The following is a 14,694-nucleotide window of genomic DNA, read 5'->3' as shown; positions in this document are numbered from 1 at the left end:
GGCAGACCTTCCTGAGCTTGCCGATCTCGGAAGGCACGTGCAGACCTTTCGTCATGGCCTCCTACCTTTCTTTCGGGCCTTACTGGCCGAATGTATCAGCGCCCCTCCGTATGGGACGCTGCTTGCTGACAGCTCTAGTTATATCCAAAAACCACCTGCAATTCCACCTCGCCCCCGAACGGTCAGCAAAGTGCGATGAACGGTATATCTCATATGATTCCCCCATGATGCACTTCGGTTCTCTAAAGCAGGTTTTCAAAGGTAAATGTTCTTTTTTCTAAGGAATTAAGCTAGATTGCACAAATATTTTCATGTTTAGGAATTGCATAGCTAAAACGGTTTTCTGCATATATATGTCGTTTGTTCATGATTCAATTTGGATTCGATTATATTCAGCTCGCAATCATTCTTATTCATACATCCTCACCAATTGAGTATGGATATAGATTGTTTCTAAACGAGTTGGGCAGTTAGTTGCATGCCTTGGCAGCGTAAGAAGTAGGTAAAGATACCGTTCACGCAATACGTCCGTGCCACAGGTCGACTAAATTGAGACAATAGTGAATAGTGTTAGGCTACCGTCCCCTGTGGGGACTGAACGGACAGATGCATATGCCGAGCAAAATCGAAAAGAAGCAAGCCGCCGCAAAGCTGCGCAAACCGCCGCGCGACTTCTCATACACGCAAAACCGAGAGCTCAGCTGGCTACGCTTTGACAACCGCGTGCTCGACGAAGCCTTCGACGAAACCGTTCCGTTATTCGAGCGACTAAAGTTCGTCTCGATCTTCGAGTCCAACCTCGATGAGTTCCTCATGGTGCGCGTGGGCGGCCTGTCCGATCTGGCGGAGCTCAAAAAACAACCTGTCGACAACAAGAGCAATATGACCGCCTCCGAACAGGTCGATGCTGTCATGGCCGAAATGCCCGGGCTCCTTACCCGTTGGGAGTCCATCTTTAAGAGCATCGAGGGCAAGCTCGACACCTTGGGCGTTCACCGCGCCCACATCGATTCGCTTACGCCCGAGGAGCGTACCTTTGTAACCCGCTACTTCCAGGCCTACGTGTCGCCGGTCATCTCGCCGCTGGTCATCGATCCTCGCCACCCCTTCCCCAACCTGCGCAACGGCGCGCTCTATCTGGCCTGTGGTCTGGACGGCGTCACCGACGAGGAGAGCCTGCTGGGCCTGATCGAGATTCCCGCCTCGATGAACCGCGTGGTCGAGATCCCCTCGCCCACCGGCACCTACTCCTACATCTTGCTCGAGGACGTCATCCTCGCCTGCCTGGACAGCTGTTTTGGCTCCTATAAGCCGCTGGATCGTGCGCTGATCCGCGTCACCCGCAACGCCGACATCGATCCGGACGGCGAGGGCGTCGAAGAGGAAGAGGACTACCGCCAGCACATGAAGCGCATTCTCAAGAAGCGCCTGCGCCTGCAGCCGGTAGTGCTCGCGGTCTCGGGGTCGCTCGAGAAGGCGACGCTCAAGACTATCCGCAAGGCGCTCGAGCTTTCGCGCCGCTCTGTCTTTACCTGCGATATCCCGCTCAACCTGGGCTACGTCTTTGGCATTGAGGGCAAGATTCCCGAGCACCTGCGCAACGAGCTCCTCTTTACGCCGTTTAAGCCACAGCCCAACCCCACCATCGACATGACCCGCTCCATCCGCGAGCAGGTGCTGCAGCACGACAAGCTGCTCTTCTACCCTTACGAGGCCATGAATCCGTTCCTGGATCTGGTACACGAGGCAGCCTACGATCCCGAGTGCATCTCGTTGCGCATCACGCTCTACCGCGTGGCCAAGCAGAGCCGCCTATGCGAGTCGCTGATCGATGCCGCCGAGAACGGCAAAGAGGTCACGGTGCTCATGGAGCTCCGCGCCCGCTTTGACGAGCAGAACAACATCGAGTGGGCCGAGCGTCTGGAAGAGGCAGGCTGCACCGTCATCTACGGCTCCGAAGGCTTTAAGTGCCACTCCAAGATCTGCCAGCTCACCTATCGCGAGGGCATGGCGCTCACCCGCCTCACGCTTTTGGGCACCGGCAACTTTAACGAGAAGACGGCCAAACTCTACAGCGACTTTATGCTCATGACAGCCCATCCCGGCATCGGTGAAGACGCCAACCTGTTCTTCCGCAATCTGTCGCTGGGCAACCTGCGCGGCGACTACCGCTTCCTGGGTGTGGCGCCCGTCGGACTGAAACCGCTCATCATGCGCGGGCTTGACCGCGAGATCCAGCGCGCCCTTGCCGGCGAGCCCGCCCGCGTGTTCTTTAAGCTCAACTCACTGACCGACCGCGAGGTTATCGACAAGATCGCCGAGGCATCGTGTGCCGGCGTGCGCGTAGACATGATCATCCGCGGCATCTCGTGCCTCAAGCCCGGTGTTCCGGGCAAGACCGAGAACGTGCATGTCCGCTCCATCGTCGGACGCTTTTTGGAGCACGCGCGCGTCTATGCTTTCGGCGTGGACTCGGACATGATTTACCTGAGCTCGGCAGACATGATGACGCGCAACACCGAGCACCGCGTGGAGATTGCCTTCCCCGTGCTCGACCCCACCTGCCGCGCTCTGGTGCACGAGTACATGGGCATGCAGCTGCGCGACAACGTGAAGGCCCGCAGCCTCACGAGCGACGGCACCTGGGTCCCCGTGGAGCGTGCAGAGGGTGAGAAACCCTTCAACTCACAGGAAGCCCTGCTGGAGCGTGCCTATCGCAACGCCGAGGCCGCCGCGCAACAGCGCGCACAGGAGAAGGAACGCGTAGCCGAGGAGGCTATTCAGGCCGAGGTTGAACATGGGGCAGCTGCCAAACCGAAAGCGGTTGCCGCTCCCCCGGTGAATGAGCCCGAGGCTGCCGCAGAGCCCGCCGTGGAGAAAGCGCCCGCGCCCGCTACCGCGACTCCGGGGCCCGCCGCCGAGGCAAAGCCCGCCCCTGCTCCTGAGCCGCAGCCGGCCGCACCCGAGGTTCAGAAGGTCCAGGCGACCGTCATTGAGCCCGAGCCTGCACCTGTACCTCGGCCCGAGCCTCAGGTCACCAAGCCCGCACCCGAGACGAGTGCCCGTCGCGATAAGCCCGCTGGCAAGACCAAGGCCATCGAGCGCCATCGCCCCGGCCGCGTGCGCATGGGTCTGGGCCTGATCGGCCTGGGTCTTAAGACGCTCATTACCGGCAAGACGAAATAGTCGTTTGTAGAAGCAGTTTGTAGAAGCGCCCCGCATTTGAGGAAAGCCTCGGATGCGGGGCGCTTTTCCCTGCTACCATGGTGCGAACAACAACGCGAATGACAGGCAGGAATATGAAGCTCACTATAGAATCGATGACCTACGGCGCCGACGGGCTGGCGCACGCCGACAACGGCAAGGCCGTCTTTGTGCAGGGTGCCGTGGCAGGCGACATCGTCGAGGCCGAGGTCGTACAGGACGGCAAGTCGTTCATGCGCGCCCGCACCACCGAGATTCTGGAGCCAAGCCCCGATCGCATTCAGCCTCCCTGCCCCTTCGTGGGCATCTGCGGCGGCTGCTCGTGGGGCAATCTCTCACGCACGGCACAGCTCGCCGCCAAGGAGCAAAACCTGCGCTCCACGCTCGAGCGCATCGGCAAGTTCGCTCCTGAGCAGGTCGATGAGTTGGTACAGCCCATCTGCCACACCAAGGACGACTGGGGCTACCGCAATAAAATCGAGCTCGAACCGACCGTCGTCAACGGTCGCGTGCGCCTTGGCATGCACGGTGTCGACCCCAGCAAAATCGTGACCGTCGATATGTGTCCGCTGTTCGATAAGCGCTTCCCGAAGGCACTCAAATCGGTCGTCGGCGCACTTAACTATCTAAGCGGCAGCCATGACTTGGGGCTCGAACGCGTGGGCATTCGCGCATCGCGCCGCACCAAGGCACTCGAGGTCGCACTCTGGACGCCGACAGGCTCTTTTCCGCGCTCGCAGGTCTCCCGCGTGCTGGCGGACGCCGCTCATCCCACGAGCATCGTGCGCGTGATGAGCAAGGGCGAAAAGAAGGCCCGCCGTGTCTCTAAGGTGGAGATGCTCGCCGGTGAGGGCTCGTGGACCGAGAACATCGCTGACGGCCAGATGCGCCTGTCCGCCCCATCGTTTTTCCAAGTCAACACCAAGGGCGCCGAGATTTTGATCGAGCTCGTTATGGAGGCGCTCGATCCGCAGGAAGACGAGCTTGCCGTGGACCTGTACTGCGGTGCCGGCACCTTTACCCTGCCGCTCGCCCGCCGCTGCGACTTTGTCGCTGCCGTCGAGGCCTACGGCCCCGCCGTGCGCGATCTACGCCGTAACCTGGAAATCAACAAGCTTGATAACGTCGACGTCATTGGCGGAGACGCGGTGCGCGAGTTCCCCGACCAGGACGCCGATGTCCTAGTAGTCGACCCGCCGCGTGCAGGCCTAGCGCCTGAGGCCATCGACCTCATCGCCAGCACAAGCGCTCGCGATGTCGCCTATGTGAGCTGCGACCCGGCCACCCTGGCGCGCGATCTCAAACGCTTTGTCGAAGAAGGCACCTTCTCCCCCGTAAAGATCACGCCAGTCGATCTGTTCCCACAAACCTTCCACTGCGAGACCGTCGTCCACCTTAGGCGCAACTAGCTGATGATTTTTCTGGGACGGGGATTAAATGATCAATTTGTACCGAATGATTATTTAATCCCCGTCCCTTTTAAACATTGGGAAATCGAGCGTGGCAAGCGGGGGTCTTCGGGGTATAAGACGGCTAATTGTATGCCGCCCTATGAAAGGAACCCTTATGCCCAGCGTTGCCGTTCTTGCCGCCGATGGCTTTGAAACGATTGAATGCCTGACCATGGTCGATGTCATGCGTCGCGGCGGCGTGCGCGCCACGCTCGTCTCGATTATGCCCACGCGCGAGGTCGTAAGCTCGCTGCAGATCCCCGTGACCTGCGATGCGCTCTTTGATGAGATCAACTTTGACGAGTACGACTGCGTCGTGCTGCCCGGCGGCCTGCCCGGTGCCACCAACCTGCGCGCCGATCAGCGCGTCTGCGACGTGGTCTGCGAGTTCGCCGCGACCAAGCACGTCGCCGCCATCTGCGCCGCCCCGTTTATCCTGGGCGAGCTCGACCTGCTCGAGGGGCGCCACGCCACGTGCTTCCCTGGCTTTGAGAAAAGCTTCCCCGAGGGCGCCTATACCGGCGAGAAGGTTACGCAAGACGGCAACATCATCACCGCCAGCGGCATGGCCCAGTCGCTCCCCTTTGCGCTTGAGCTGCTGCGCACGATCGCCGGCGACAAGGCTGTCGAGAAGGTCGCCGAGGGCATCCAACTATGATTTTGGCTTCGCAATCACCGCGCCGCATAGAGCTGATGCGCGAGGCAGGCTACAACATTCGCGTGATTCCCGCGGATATCGACGAAACGCCCTTTGATGGCGAGGCCCCGCTCACGCTTGTCGAGCGCTTGGCACGCGCCAAGGCGGCTGCCGTTGCTGCCGAGTATGCCGAGCCCAATGAGCTGACGGTCGCGGCCGACACCATCGTCACCTTCGACGGCAAGATTTTGGGCAAGCCGGCAACCGAGGGCGAGGCGCGCACCATGCTCCGTGAGCTTTCGGGCCGCACGCACCAGGTCGCAACCGGCGTCTGCATCGTTAAGGCAGGCGATACGGCCGCCCCGCATGCCGCCGAGAGCCTGTCGTTTGTCGATATGACCGACGTGACATTCTACGAGCTCACCGACGAGCAGATCGAGCACTACGTTGCCTCGGGTGAGCCCATGGATAAGGCAGGCGCCTACGGCATCCAGGGCACAGGCGGCCGCATGCTCGTGCACGATATTTCGGGCGACTTCTATAACGTGGTGGGCCTACCCATCGCCCGCGTCGCGCGCGCGATTCAAAAACTCTCGTAATTGCATCTGGCGCTGGGTATCCCCCAGCGCCTACAATTTTGGCGTACCGTACGGATCCCGACCGGGCACAAGGCGCGGCGGAAAACCGATAGGAGTTAAACATGGATACACTGCTCGAGGCCATTGACGTCTGCGATGTCGATGGCTTTTGCTATGGCAACTATACGGACGAGGAGGCCGGCACCGGTTGCACCGTAATCGTGGCACCCGAGGGCGCCACCGGCGGCGTTGACGTTCGCGGCGGTGCTCCCGCTTCGCGCGAGACCGACCTGCTGCGACCCGAGAACACCGTCGACAAGGTCCACGCCGTCTGCCTTTCGGGCGGATCGGCCTTTGGCCTCGAGGCTGCAAGCGGCGTCGCTCGCGAGCTTGAGAGCCGCGGCATCGGCCTTCCCGTCGGCCCCACGCAGGTGCCTATCGTGTGCTCGAGCTGTATCTTCGACCTCGCCTTTGGTAACCCCACCGTTCGCCCCGACATTGAGGCCGGCATCGCCGCCGTGCGCGAAGCACTCGACAACACCCCCACCAAGCTCGAACAGGGCAACGTAGGCGCCGGCACGGGCGCTACCGTGGGTAAGCTCATGGGCCCCGCTACCTGCATGAAGGCCGGCCTTGGCGCTGCCGCCGTGGCGCTCGGCCCCATCAAGGTGGGCGCCGTGGTCTCGGTCAACGCCTGCGGCAACGTTGTCGACCCCTTCACCGGCGAGTGGGTCGCCGGTATGCGCGCCGCAGCCGATAGCGACCAAATCGTCGACATGGAACTCGCAGCCTTTGCCGCCGCCGGATCCATGCAGATGCCGCTCGACCGCACCAACACCACCATCAGCTGCATCGTCACCAACGTGGAACTCACTAAGGCACAAGCCACCAAGGTCTCCCAGATGGCCGCAGACGCCTACGCACACGCCATCCGTCCCACGCACACCACCAACGACGGCGACACCATCTACACCCTCGCCAGCGGCAAACTGGGCGCCCGGACAAGCGCCGCCGTTCCCCTAGACCTGCTGGGCATGCTCGCAGTAAGGGCCCTGGAAACTGCCATCGTAAACGGAGCCAAAACCGCCAAAACCTCCCACGGCATCCCCGGCGCCGCAAAGTAGTCCACTCGACCGTCGGTCGGAGGCGGGCGGGCATTACGTTTGCTGCTCTACAGTCCTATGCAAGACGAAGGCCACATTAAGTGGCCTTCTTTGCATGCGGAACTCGCGACAAACGTAATGCCCGCCCGCCTCCGACCGACTTCCAACCTAATTCTTTTCAGCCCAGGCCCCTGTGTACCGCGCGTCGAAGATCTTCAAATTCAAATAACCTGACAATCGATTCTTATTGCAGAGGCCCCTTGGCCTTTAGTTTGATACAAGTTCCGCACGAGCCGGAAAGCACTTAATGTGCTTTCCGTGCGAGCAGGACTGTTCGCAGTAGCAAACTAAAGGCCAAGGGGCCCAGTCAACCTATCAGCAGCGATTACTCAGCAGCTAGTTGAATTTGAAGATCTTTGAGGCAAGACGGTATAGGCCGAGTGTGGTTTTGTCTCCGGCCCGTCCGCGCAGATTGGTGAAGAACCCGACCACGCCGTAGCGGGCACGACGATACATGCGCTCGTCGTAGGCCTTCAAATCATTCCACAGCGTCTTTAGGCGCTCGTCGGCGCAATCTTCCTCGGAAAGCTTGGTGAGCACCGAGCAGATCGCCATCATCATGGTGAAGTAGCCCATCATGTACGAACGTAGGCGTGACGACTCGACATCGCTGTACAGGTGGTACGACTCCATCATGATACGCGTAACACGGAACTGCTGGTCCAGACGCTTGACCATCGTGGCCTCGTTGACACTCTGGCCCTCGCGACCGATAAAGTAGCGGTAGAGGTCGATGTCGGCGTAGTACATGGTCTTGCAACGCGGCAGCGGCACGTAGGCGTAGATGTTGTCCACATAGAACGTGTGCGGCGGCATGGGAAGGTTGGACTCGCGCAGCACATCCGTGCGATAGCACAGGCTGTGCATGAGTAGGTTCTGGTCCAGGCGGAAATGACCGATCTGATCCCAAGAAAAGATCTTTTTGCGCGGCAGGGCAAATTTGTAGCCAATAGCGGTATGCGTGCCCTCGTAAACCTTCTCGTACACGTAGTTCGAGATAAACAGGTCAACGCGCTGGTCGCGCTCTTCAAAGCCACGCAGAATCGACAGCATGGTCGAAAGGGCAGCACCGTCAAGCCAGTCGTCCGAATCAACAACCTTGTAGTAGGTGCCCTGCGCCTCGCGCAGACCCGAAAGGACGGCAATACCGTGACCGCCGTTCTCCTGGTGCACCGCGCGGATGATTCCAGGGTAACGGGCCTCCCACTCGTCGGCCTTGGCGGCCGTCTCGTCCTTGGAGCCGTCGTCCACCACGATAATCTCGATATCGGTGGCGTAATTGCTCCCCTCCAAGATAGAGGTGATGCAATGGTCCATGTCCTTGGCGGCGTTATACGAGGGAATACCGAATGTTATGACTTTATGCATGGCAGGCGATAATCTCATCCGAAAGATCGAGGGCGGAATTGGTCACAGCGTCCATATCGTAGTAACGATACTCGGCCAGACGACCCACCGGGTGGAAGTTCGTCAGGTTCTGGACGCGCTCAAGATAGCGCTCATAGAGCTCACGGTTCTCGGGCTCAAGAATGGCGTAGTACGGCGTCTCACCCGAGCCGGGCGTATAGGCCTTGGAGTATTCCTTCATGATGGTGGTCTTGCCGGGCAGGACCTGGCCAGTCATATTCTTGAACTCAGTGATGCGCGTGTAATCCTCGCTCGTGGTGTAGTTGACGGTGCCCACGGGCTGGAACTGATCCATATCGAGCGTCTCGAACTTCATGTCGAGCGTACGGTACGGCAGGGCGCCCAGGTCGAGATTGAACAGCTCGTCGAGCGGACCGGTGTAGACGATCTCGCCGCCATAGACCTTACCGTCGATCTTGACGGTGGTCTCGTCGATCTCGAAGAGGTCGCGGGCGTCCACGTCGCAGAACACATCAATCAGATCGTGGTCGAGCATATGCTCAAACAGCGCGGTATAGCCGTCCTGCGGCATGCCCTGGAAGGGAGCCTGCGGGAAGTAGCGGTCATCATCGCCCACAAAGACGGGAACACGGCCGGTGATCGAGGGATCAATCTGGTCGGGCGTCTGGCCCCACTGCTTCATGGTGTAATGCAAAAAGACGTTCTCGTAGACGTAATCAGCGACCTCGGCCAAGTCGGGGTCGTTCTTCTTACGCAGCTCCATAATGGGCACCTTGACATCCTTGCCAAAGGTCTCCACGAGCTTCTGATACAGCTCCTCGCCGCGCTCGTCACCAAAGGCGAGCTTGAGACTCGCGTGGTTGAAGGGCACGGGCATAAGGGTGCCGTTGATGTTGGCGAGCACCTTGTGCTGATAATCCGTCCACTTGGTAAAGCGCGACAGGAAATTGTGCACGCGCTCGTTAAAGGTGTGATAGATATGCGGACCGTACTCGTGGATCAGGATTCCGGCCTCGTCAGTGCAGTCATAGGCATTGCCCGCAATGTGGCTACGGCGCTCCAAAACGGCAACACGATAGCCGATGGTCTCGGCAAGACGGCGGGCGCAAACGGCACCGGCATATCCAGCACCGACGACAATCATGTCGTACGCGCCGGCGTTAAAGCCTTCAGGCAGGCCTGAGGTAATCTGCATCGATACTCCTTGTCAAAAGCCACGGGCTCGTTAGCTGGGCTTTTCTCGAACATTCTTCGAGACATATTTATCAGAGCGATTATAGCGCTAATGCGTCCTATAATGAGCTTGCCACACAAGGAAAGCTCAAGCACCGCGGCGTACAAATTTGAAAGGTAAACCCGCTAGCAGCGGGTTTATTCGTGAACAGCCGGGCGCCTGGAGCTTAGTGAAACGCTTGTAAGGAGTAACATGAGCGATTTCCTTAACCGTATGAAGTCTGCCGCCAAGGCCGACCTTAAGACGATCGTCCTGCCCGAGGGCGAGGATCCGCGCACCATCGTCGCGGCCACCAAGATCATCGAGGAGGGCCTGGCAAAGATCGTCATCCTGGGCAACCCCGACGAGATCAACGTTCCCGGCGCCACCGTCATCGATCCGCGCAATGCCGAGAAGCACGAGGAGTACGCGCAGAAGTTTGCCGAGCTCCGCGCCAAGAAGGGCGTCACCATCGAGCAGGCTCGCGCCCAGGTGATGGACGCCACCTACTTTGGCACCATGATGGTCAAGATGGGTGACGCCGACGGCCTGGTCTCCGGCGCCTGCCACTCCACCGCCGACACCCTGCGCCCCGCGCTGCAGATCCTTAAGACCGCCCCGGGTACCAAGCTGGTCTCGGCCTTCTTCGTGATGTGCACCGACACCCCGCAGTTCGGCACCGACGGTACGCTGATCTTCGCCGACTGCGGCCTCAACATCAACCCGTCCTCCGACGAGCTCTCCGAGATCGCCATCGCCTCCGCTCACTCCTGGTCCACCTTTATGGGCAGCGTCGAGCCGCACGTGGCCATGCTCTCCTACTCCACCATGGGCTCCGCCGGCGGCGAGGTCGCCAAGAAGGTCCAGGAGGCCGTTAAGTTCTGCAAGGAGAAGGCTCCCGAGCTCGCCATCGATGGCGACCTGCAGCTCGACGCCGCCATCGTTCCCACCGTCGCCCAGCTCAAGGCCCCCGGCTCCTCCGTTGCCGGCAAGGCCAACGTGCTCGTGTTCCCCGACCTCGAGGCCGGCAACATCGGCTACAAGCTGGTCCAGCGCTTCGCCGGTGCCGACGCTTACGGCCCCATCCTGCAGGGCATCGCCAAGCCGGTCAACGACCTGTCGCGTGGCTGCTCTGCCGACGACATCGTGGGTGTCGTGGCCATCACCGCCGTCCAGGCTCAGATGGCTGAGTAGCGGACGTATCCCTTCGGGCCCCTACAGGGTAAAGCTCTGAAAACGTCCTCGGACATGTCGGAAGCCCCCGCTGCGCACTACGTGCGGCGGGGGCTTCCTCCGTCCTGCGGGATGTTTTCAGAGCTTTACCCTGTAGGGGCCCTGCCGCTACGTGATGCTCAGGGAATCTGGGGTGGACGGCGGCTTGGCTACGAGCTGGGGCTGTAAATCTGAATGGTTGGGTGCCGTTGTTGAGAGCGCGGGCGTTGCGGATATGGTCACTTTGGATTTGAAATGGCTTGTGTGGTCTGCGACTGTTCAACCGGAAAGTTTGTCCCGGTTTGGAGGCGGATTCTGGGATGCGATTTCCGTTTGGGGTCTGTTTGGGAAACTGCGGGACGAAATTTTGCTTGATTGTGGGATGCGGTTTCCGCTACGTGCCTCGACCGGAAAGTGTGTCCCGGAATTCGGGCTCGAAATGGGATGGCATTTTCGCCTGCTAGCAGAAAGGCCTCCGGAGCTGTTGCTCTGGAGGCCTTTCTCTCAATTGCAGACGAATGCGCTAGTTGTTACCGGTCAGACGCTCGACGTCGTGGGCGATCATGTATTCCTCGTCGGTGGGGATGACCATGACCGTGACGGCGGAGCCGGCGGCACTGATGACCTGCGGGCCGTTGCCCACGGCCTCGCGGTTCTTATTGTTGTCAATGCGCACGCCCAGCCACTCAAAGCAGTCGCAGAAGGCCTTACGGATCGACCAGTCGTTCTCGCCGATGCCGGCAGTAAAGGTAATGGTGTCCACGCCCGCCATGGAGGCGATCATGGAGCCAGCCTGTTGCATGGCCTTGTAGGCGAACATGTCGAAGGCGAGCAGGCAGCGCTCGTCGCCCTCGGAGGCGCGCGTGCGAATGTCGCGGGCGTCGTTGGAGATGCCCGAGATGGCAAGCAGGCCGGACTGCTTGTTCATCATGTCGTCGACTTCCTGGTAGCTGTAGCCGCCCTCGCGCTGGAGGTAGCACACGGTGGCCGGGTCGATGGAACCACAACGGGTGCCCATCATCAGGCCATCGAGCGGCGTGAGACCCATCGTGGTGTCGCGGCACACGCCGTCCTCGATAGCAGCGAGCGAAGCACCGTTGCCCAGATGGCACGAAAGCAGGCGGTGGCAGCGCGAACCCAGGATCTCCTTGGCCATCATCCACTCATAGCGGTGGCTCGTGCCGTGGGCGCCGTACTTGCGCACGTGGTACTTGTCGCAAACGTCCTTGGGCAGCGCGTAGGTGTAGGCAACCTCGGGCATGGTCATGTGGAACGAGGTGTCGAAGACCGCCACGTTGGGCAGCTCCGGATACTTCTCACGGCAATACTCAATCGCTGCGGCCTCGCCGTAGTTGTGCAGCGGAGCAAGCGGTGCCACCTCAAGAATCTTGGCCATAACCTCGTCGTCGACAACCGCGGAATCATCGAAGTGCCAGCCGCCCTGAACGATACGATGCCCAATGCCATCAATCGTAAAGTCGGTCTTCTCGAGCTCCTCGAGCACGCGAGCGATAGCAGAGCGATGATCGGGGAAAGGGACCTCCTCGGTCTGCTTAGCGCCACCGTTCTCGGAGTGGCCAAAGATGCCCATGTCCGATCCGATACGCTCGCAGTTGCCCTTGGCGAAAACCTCGCGGGTATCGGTATCCAAAAGCTGATATTTGAGGCTTGAGCTGCCGGCGTTGACAACAAGTACGTTCATGAGACTCCTTTGCAGTGCAATACGGTCGACGCAGACCCCTTAAGGCGGCCGCATGTTAATAAGAAGTTATTATAACTTAATAAATAGCTATCAGGCATATCGCCCAACGAGCACAAAAGAAGGGCCGAACGGCACTCGGTCGTCCAGCCCCTCCCCTCTTGCAATTACTTGCCGTTGACGATGCGCTCGACGTCGGAAGCGATCATGAACTCCTCGTCCGTGGGAATGACGAAAATCTTGACCTTGGAATCCTTGGCAGACAGGCACCAAGCGCCGTCACCACGCAGGGCGTTGCGCGCATGATCCATCTTGACGCCCATAAAGGCCAGACGGTCGGCAACGCCAGCGCGAACAGCCGGAGCGTGCTCGCCGATGCCGGCGGTAAAGACCAGGGTGTCCATGCCGCACATGGAAGTGGCCATCTCGGCAGCCTTGGCGGCAATCTTGTAGACGAACATATCGAAGGCGAGCTGAGCCTCGGGGTCACCGGCAGCGGCGAGCTCCTCGACGTTGCGGCAGTCGTTGGTCTTGCCGCCGGTCACAGCCAAAAGGCCGGACTTCTTGTTCATCATCTCATCGACCTCGTCGAAGGTGTAGCCGCCTTCGCGCTGCAGGTAGCACACGGTAGCCGGGTCGATGGAGCCGCAGCGGGTGCCCATCGTGACGCCGTCGAGCGGGGTGAGGCCCATGGTGGTGTCCATGCACTTGCCGTCCTCGATGGCGCACAGGGAAGCGCCGGAGCCGATATGGCACACGACGACCTTGCGAGCCTCGCCGTTGGTCATCTCTGCGACCTTCTTGGAGATGTAACGGTAGCTGGTGCCGTGGGCGCCGTACTTACGGATGTGCAGTTTGTCGCAGACGTCCTTGGGCAGGGCGTAAGTCTTGGCGACCTCGGGCATGTTGAAGTGGAAAGCGGTGTCGTAGACCGTGACGTTGGGCAGATCGGGATACTGCTCCAGGCAGTACTCGATAACGTTGGCCTCGGGGTTGTTGTGCAGCGGGGCGAGCGGAGCGACCTCGCGGATCTTGGCGAGGACGTCCTCGTCGACGAGGGAGGAATCGCCGAAGTACCAACCGCCCTGAACGATACGGTGGCCAATGCCCTCGATCTTGACGCCGTTGGCCTCGAGGTCCTTCAGAACGACCTCGATGGCGACCTTGTGGTCGGGGAACTCGATGTTCTCGGTCACCTTCTTGGAACCGTTGGCAGCGTGGGTGAAGGTACCGCCGGTAAAGCAGACGCGCTCGCAGGAGCCCTTTGCGGACACCTTGTGGGACTTGGTATCGATGACCTGATACTTAAGCGTCGAAGATCCTGCGTTGACGACCAGAACGTTCATGTGTCTCCCTACTAACAGGCGGTGTGGCGCCGCCAGGTTACATACGTTTCAATAATAAACCCAAACGCCCTCGCGCTCGGGTTTATTGCGTTGATATATAAGTTATCGGTGCTTGAGCTTCCGTTTCATTGCAAGGAAAAAGCGCCCTCAGATGAGGTTCTCGCCCAGGTTCTTGCCGCCGAGAACGTGCATATGGAAATGCATGACGGTCTGGCCGGCGTTGACGCCCTTGTTGGAGATGACGCGGAAACCGTCCTCCAAGCCCTTGGCCTTAGCGACCTCCTGGATGGCGTGAGCCACGGCGCCCATGGTCTCGGCAGGTACGTTGTCGGCAATGTCACTGTAGTGCTTCTTGGGGATCACGAGCGTATGGACCGGCGCCTGGGGATTGAGGTCGTCGAAGGCGATGACCTGGTCGTCCTCATAGACAACGGTCGAGGGGATCTCGTGGTTGGCAATTTTGCAGAAGATGCAATCGCACATAGTTGGTTCCTTTCTCACAGACCAAGGTAATTATATTTGGTCGGGATGGCTAGAACGAGAGGTTGTCGTCGGTGTTGGCGGCTTCGCCGTCGGCGAGCACGTCGTTGCCGTCGACGTCCTTAAGGAGCACCGAGACCTTCTGCTCGGCATCGGACAGGCGGGTGCGCAGGCTCTTGAGGAGCTCGACGCCGCGGGTGTAGCTCTCGAGCGACTCCTCGAGCTCCATATCGCCCGACTCCAAGCTGCGGATGATGAGCTCCAACTCCTGCGAGGCCTGCTTGTACGTAAGCTGCTCGACCGGGGTCTTCTCTGCCATATCTGTTTCCTTTCCTAAAGGTTT

At 60.0% G+C, this 14,694-nt stretch carries 12 protein-coding genes; 6 read left to right on the top strand and 6 right to left on the bottom strand.

Annotated elements, in window-relative coordinates:
• The first annotated feature begins 612 nt into the window (after positions 1–612).
• From ppk1 to I2H19_RS00185, 5 genes are all read left to right on the top strand, one after another.
• Positions 613–3,186 carry a polyphosphate kinase 1 gene (ppk1, locus tag I2H19_RS00205; protein WP_229089672.1) on the top strand — a complete coding sequence of 858 codons (2,574 nt, stop codon included), beginning with the start codon at positions 613–615 and terminating at the stop codon, positions 3,184–3,186.
• A gap of 98 nt (positions 3,187–3,284) precedes the next feature.
• Positions 3,285–4,613, top strand: coding sequence for a 23S rRNA (uracil(1939)-C(5))-methyltransferase RlmD (gene rlmD, locus I2H19_RS00200; protein ID WP_195620553.1), 1,329 nt, complete (start codon positions 3,285–3,287; stop codon positions 4,611–4,613).
• A 157-nt stretch (positions 4,614–4,770) separates the two neighbouring features.
• Entirely contained in the window at positions 4,771–5,313 is a 543-nt protein-coding gene (locus tag I2H19_RS00195; protein WP_022094094.1) for a DJ-1 family glyoxalase III, read from the top strand.
• Complete coding sequence (locus I2H19_RS00190; RefSeq protein ID WP_006234292.1) at positions 5,310–5,891, top strand: Maf family protein; 582 nt, start codon at positions 5,310–5,312, stop codon at positions 5,889–5,891. The genes I2H19_RS00195 and I2H19_RS00190 overlap by 4 nt, the downstream gene beginning before the upstream one ends.
• A gap of 101 nt (positions 5,892–5,992) precedes the next feature.
• Positions 5,993–6,994, top strand: coding sequence for a P1 family peptidase (locus I2H19_RS00185; RefSeq protein ID WP_161144744.1), 1,002 nt, complete (start codon positions 5,993–5,995; stop codon positions 6,992–6,994).
• A 375-nt stretch (positions 6,995–7,369) separates the two neighbouring features.
• Here the strand turns inward: I2H19_RS00185 and I2H19_RS00180 are convergent, their stop codons facing one another.
• Both I2H19_RS00180 and glf read right to left on the bottom strand, forming a co-directional pair.
• Complete coding sequence (locus I2H19_RS00180; protein WP_022094096.1) at positions 7,370–8,401, bottom strand: glycosyltransferase family 2 protein; 1,032 nt, start codon at positions 8,399–8,401, stop codon at positions 7,370–7,372.
• The gene (glf, locus tag I2H19_RS00175) at positions 8,394–9,596 is read right to left on the bottom strand and encodes a UDP-galactopyranose mutase (RefSeq protein ID WP_022094097.1); all 1,203 of its coding nucleotides are present in this window, start codon (positions 9,594–9,596) and stop codon (positions 8,394–8,396) included. Before glf ends, I2H19_RS00180 begins: the two co-directional genes overlap by 8 nt.
• Before the next feature lie 231 nt (positions 9,597–9,827).
• On the opposite strand from glf, the gene pta reads away from it, so the two are divergent.
• A complete protein-coding gene (gene pta / locus I2H19_RS00170) occupies positions 9,828–10,808 on the top strand; it encodes a phosphate acetyltransferase (RefSeq protein WP_117655322.1) in 981 nt (326 codons plus the stop codon).
• Positions 10,809–11,349: 541 nt separating this feature from the next.
• On the opposite strand, the gene I2H19_RS00165 is transcribed toward pta, so the two are convergent.
• The 4 genes from I2H19_RS00165 to xseB form a co-directional block, all read right to left on the bottom strand.
• Complete coding sequence (locus I2H19_RS00165; protein WP_195620552.1) at positions 11,350–12,528, bottom strand: acetate/propionate family kinase; 1,179 nt, start codon at positions 12,526–12,528, stop codon at positions 11,350–11,352.
• A gap of 164 nt (positions 12,529–12,692) precedes the next feature.
• Positions 12,693–13,871 (bottom strand): acetate/propionate family kinase, encoded by a 1,179-nt coding sequence (locus I2H19_RS00160; RefSeq protein ID WP_195620551.1) that lies wholly within the window; start codon positions 13,869–13,871, stop codon positions 12,693–12,695.
• A 147-nt stretch (positions 13,872–14,018) separates the two neighbouring features.
• Positions 14,019–14,354, bottom strand: a complete 336-nt coding sequence (locus I2H19_RS00155) for a histidine triad nucleotide-binding protein (RefSeq protein WP_195620543.1) — start codon at positions 14,352–14,354, stop codon at positions 14,019–14,021.
• Between the two features lie 49 nt (positions 14,355–14,403).
• Positions 14,404–14,670, bottom strand: coding sequence for an exodeoxyribonuclease VII small subunit (xseB, locus tag I2H19_RS00150; protein ID WP_006234311.1), 267 nt, complete (start codon positions 14,668–14,670; stop codon positions 14,404–14,406).
• Between the last annotated feature and the right edge of the window lie 24 nt (positions 14,671–14,694).

This window comes from Collinsella aerofaciens, assembly GCF_015560135.1.
GTDB lineage: Bacteria > Actinomycetota > Coriobacteriia > Coriobacteriales > Coriobacteriaceae > Collinsella > Collinsella aerofaciens_AN.
This window is presented reverse-complemented; position numbering and strand designations above follow the sequence as displayed.

What these genes read in the sequence shown, in the direction of transcription:
- ppk1 (WP_229089672.1), top strand. Translation starts at nt 613, where the DNA reads ATGCCGAGCAAAATCGAAAAGAAGCAAGCCGCCGCAAAGCTGCGCAAA.
- rlmD (WP_195620553.1), top strand. Translation starts at nt 3,285, where the DNA reads ATGACAGGCAGGAATATGAAGCTCACTATAGAATCGATGACCTACGGC.
- I2H19_RS00195 (WP_022094094.1), top strand. Translation starts at nt 4,771, where the DNA reads ATGCCCAGCGTTGCCGTTCTTGCCGCCGATGGCTTTGAAACGATTGAA.
- I2H19_RS00190 (WP_006234292.1), top strand. Translation starts at nt 5,310, where the DNA reads ATGATTTTGGCTTCGCAATCACCGCGCCGCATAGAGCTGATGCGCGAG.
- I2H19_RS00185 (WP_161144744.1), top strand. Translation starts at nt 5,993, where the DNA reads ATGGATACACTGCTCGAGGCCATTGACGTCTGCGATGTCGATGGCTTT.
- I2H19_RS00180 (WP_022094096.1), bottom strand. Translation starts at nt 8,401, where the DNA reads ATGCATAAAGTCATAACATTCGGTATTCCCTCGTATAACGCCGCCAAG.
- glf (WP_022094097.1), bottom strand. Translation starts at nt 9,596, where the DNA reads ATGCAGATTACCTCAGGCCTGCCTGAAGGCTTTAACGCCGGCGCGTAC.
- pta (WP_117655322.1), top strand. Translation starts at nt 9,828, where the DNA reads ATGAGCGATTTCCTTAACCGTATGAAGTCTGCCGCCAAGGCCGACCTT.
- I2H19_RS00165 (WP_195620552.1), bottom strand. Translation starts at nt 12,528, where the DNA reads ATGAACGTACTTGTTGTCAACGCCGGCAGCTCAAGCCTCAAATATCAG.
- I2H19_RS00160 (WP_195620551.1), bottom strand. Translation starts at nt 13,871, where the DNA reads ATGAACGTTCTGGTCGTCAACGCAGGATCTTCGACGCTTAAGTATCAG.
- I2H19_RS00155 (WP_195620543.1), bottom strand. Translation starts at nt 14,354, where the DNA reads ATGTGCGATTGCATCTTCTGCAAAATTGCCAACCACGAGATCCCCTCG.
- xseB (WP_006234311.1), bottom strand. Translation starts at nt 14,670, where the DNA reads ATGGCAGAGAAGACCCCGGTCGAGCAGCTTACGTACAAGCAGGCCTCG.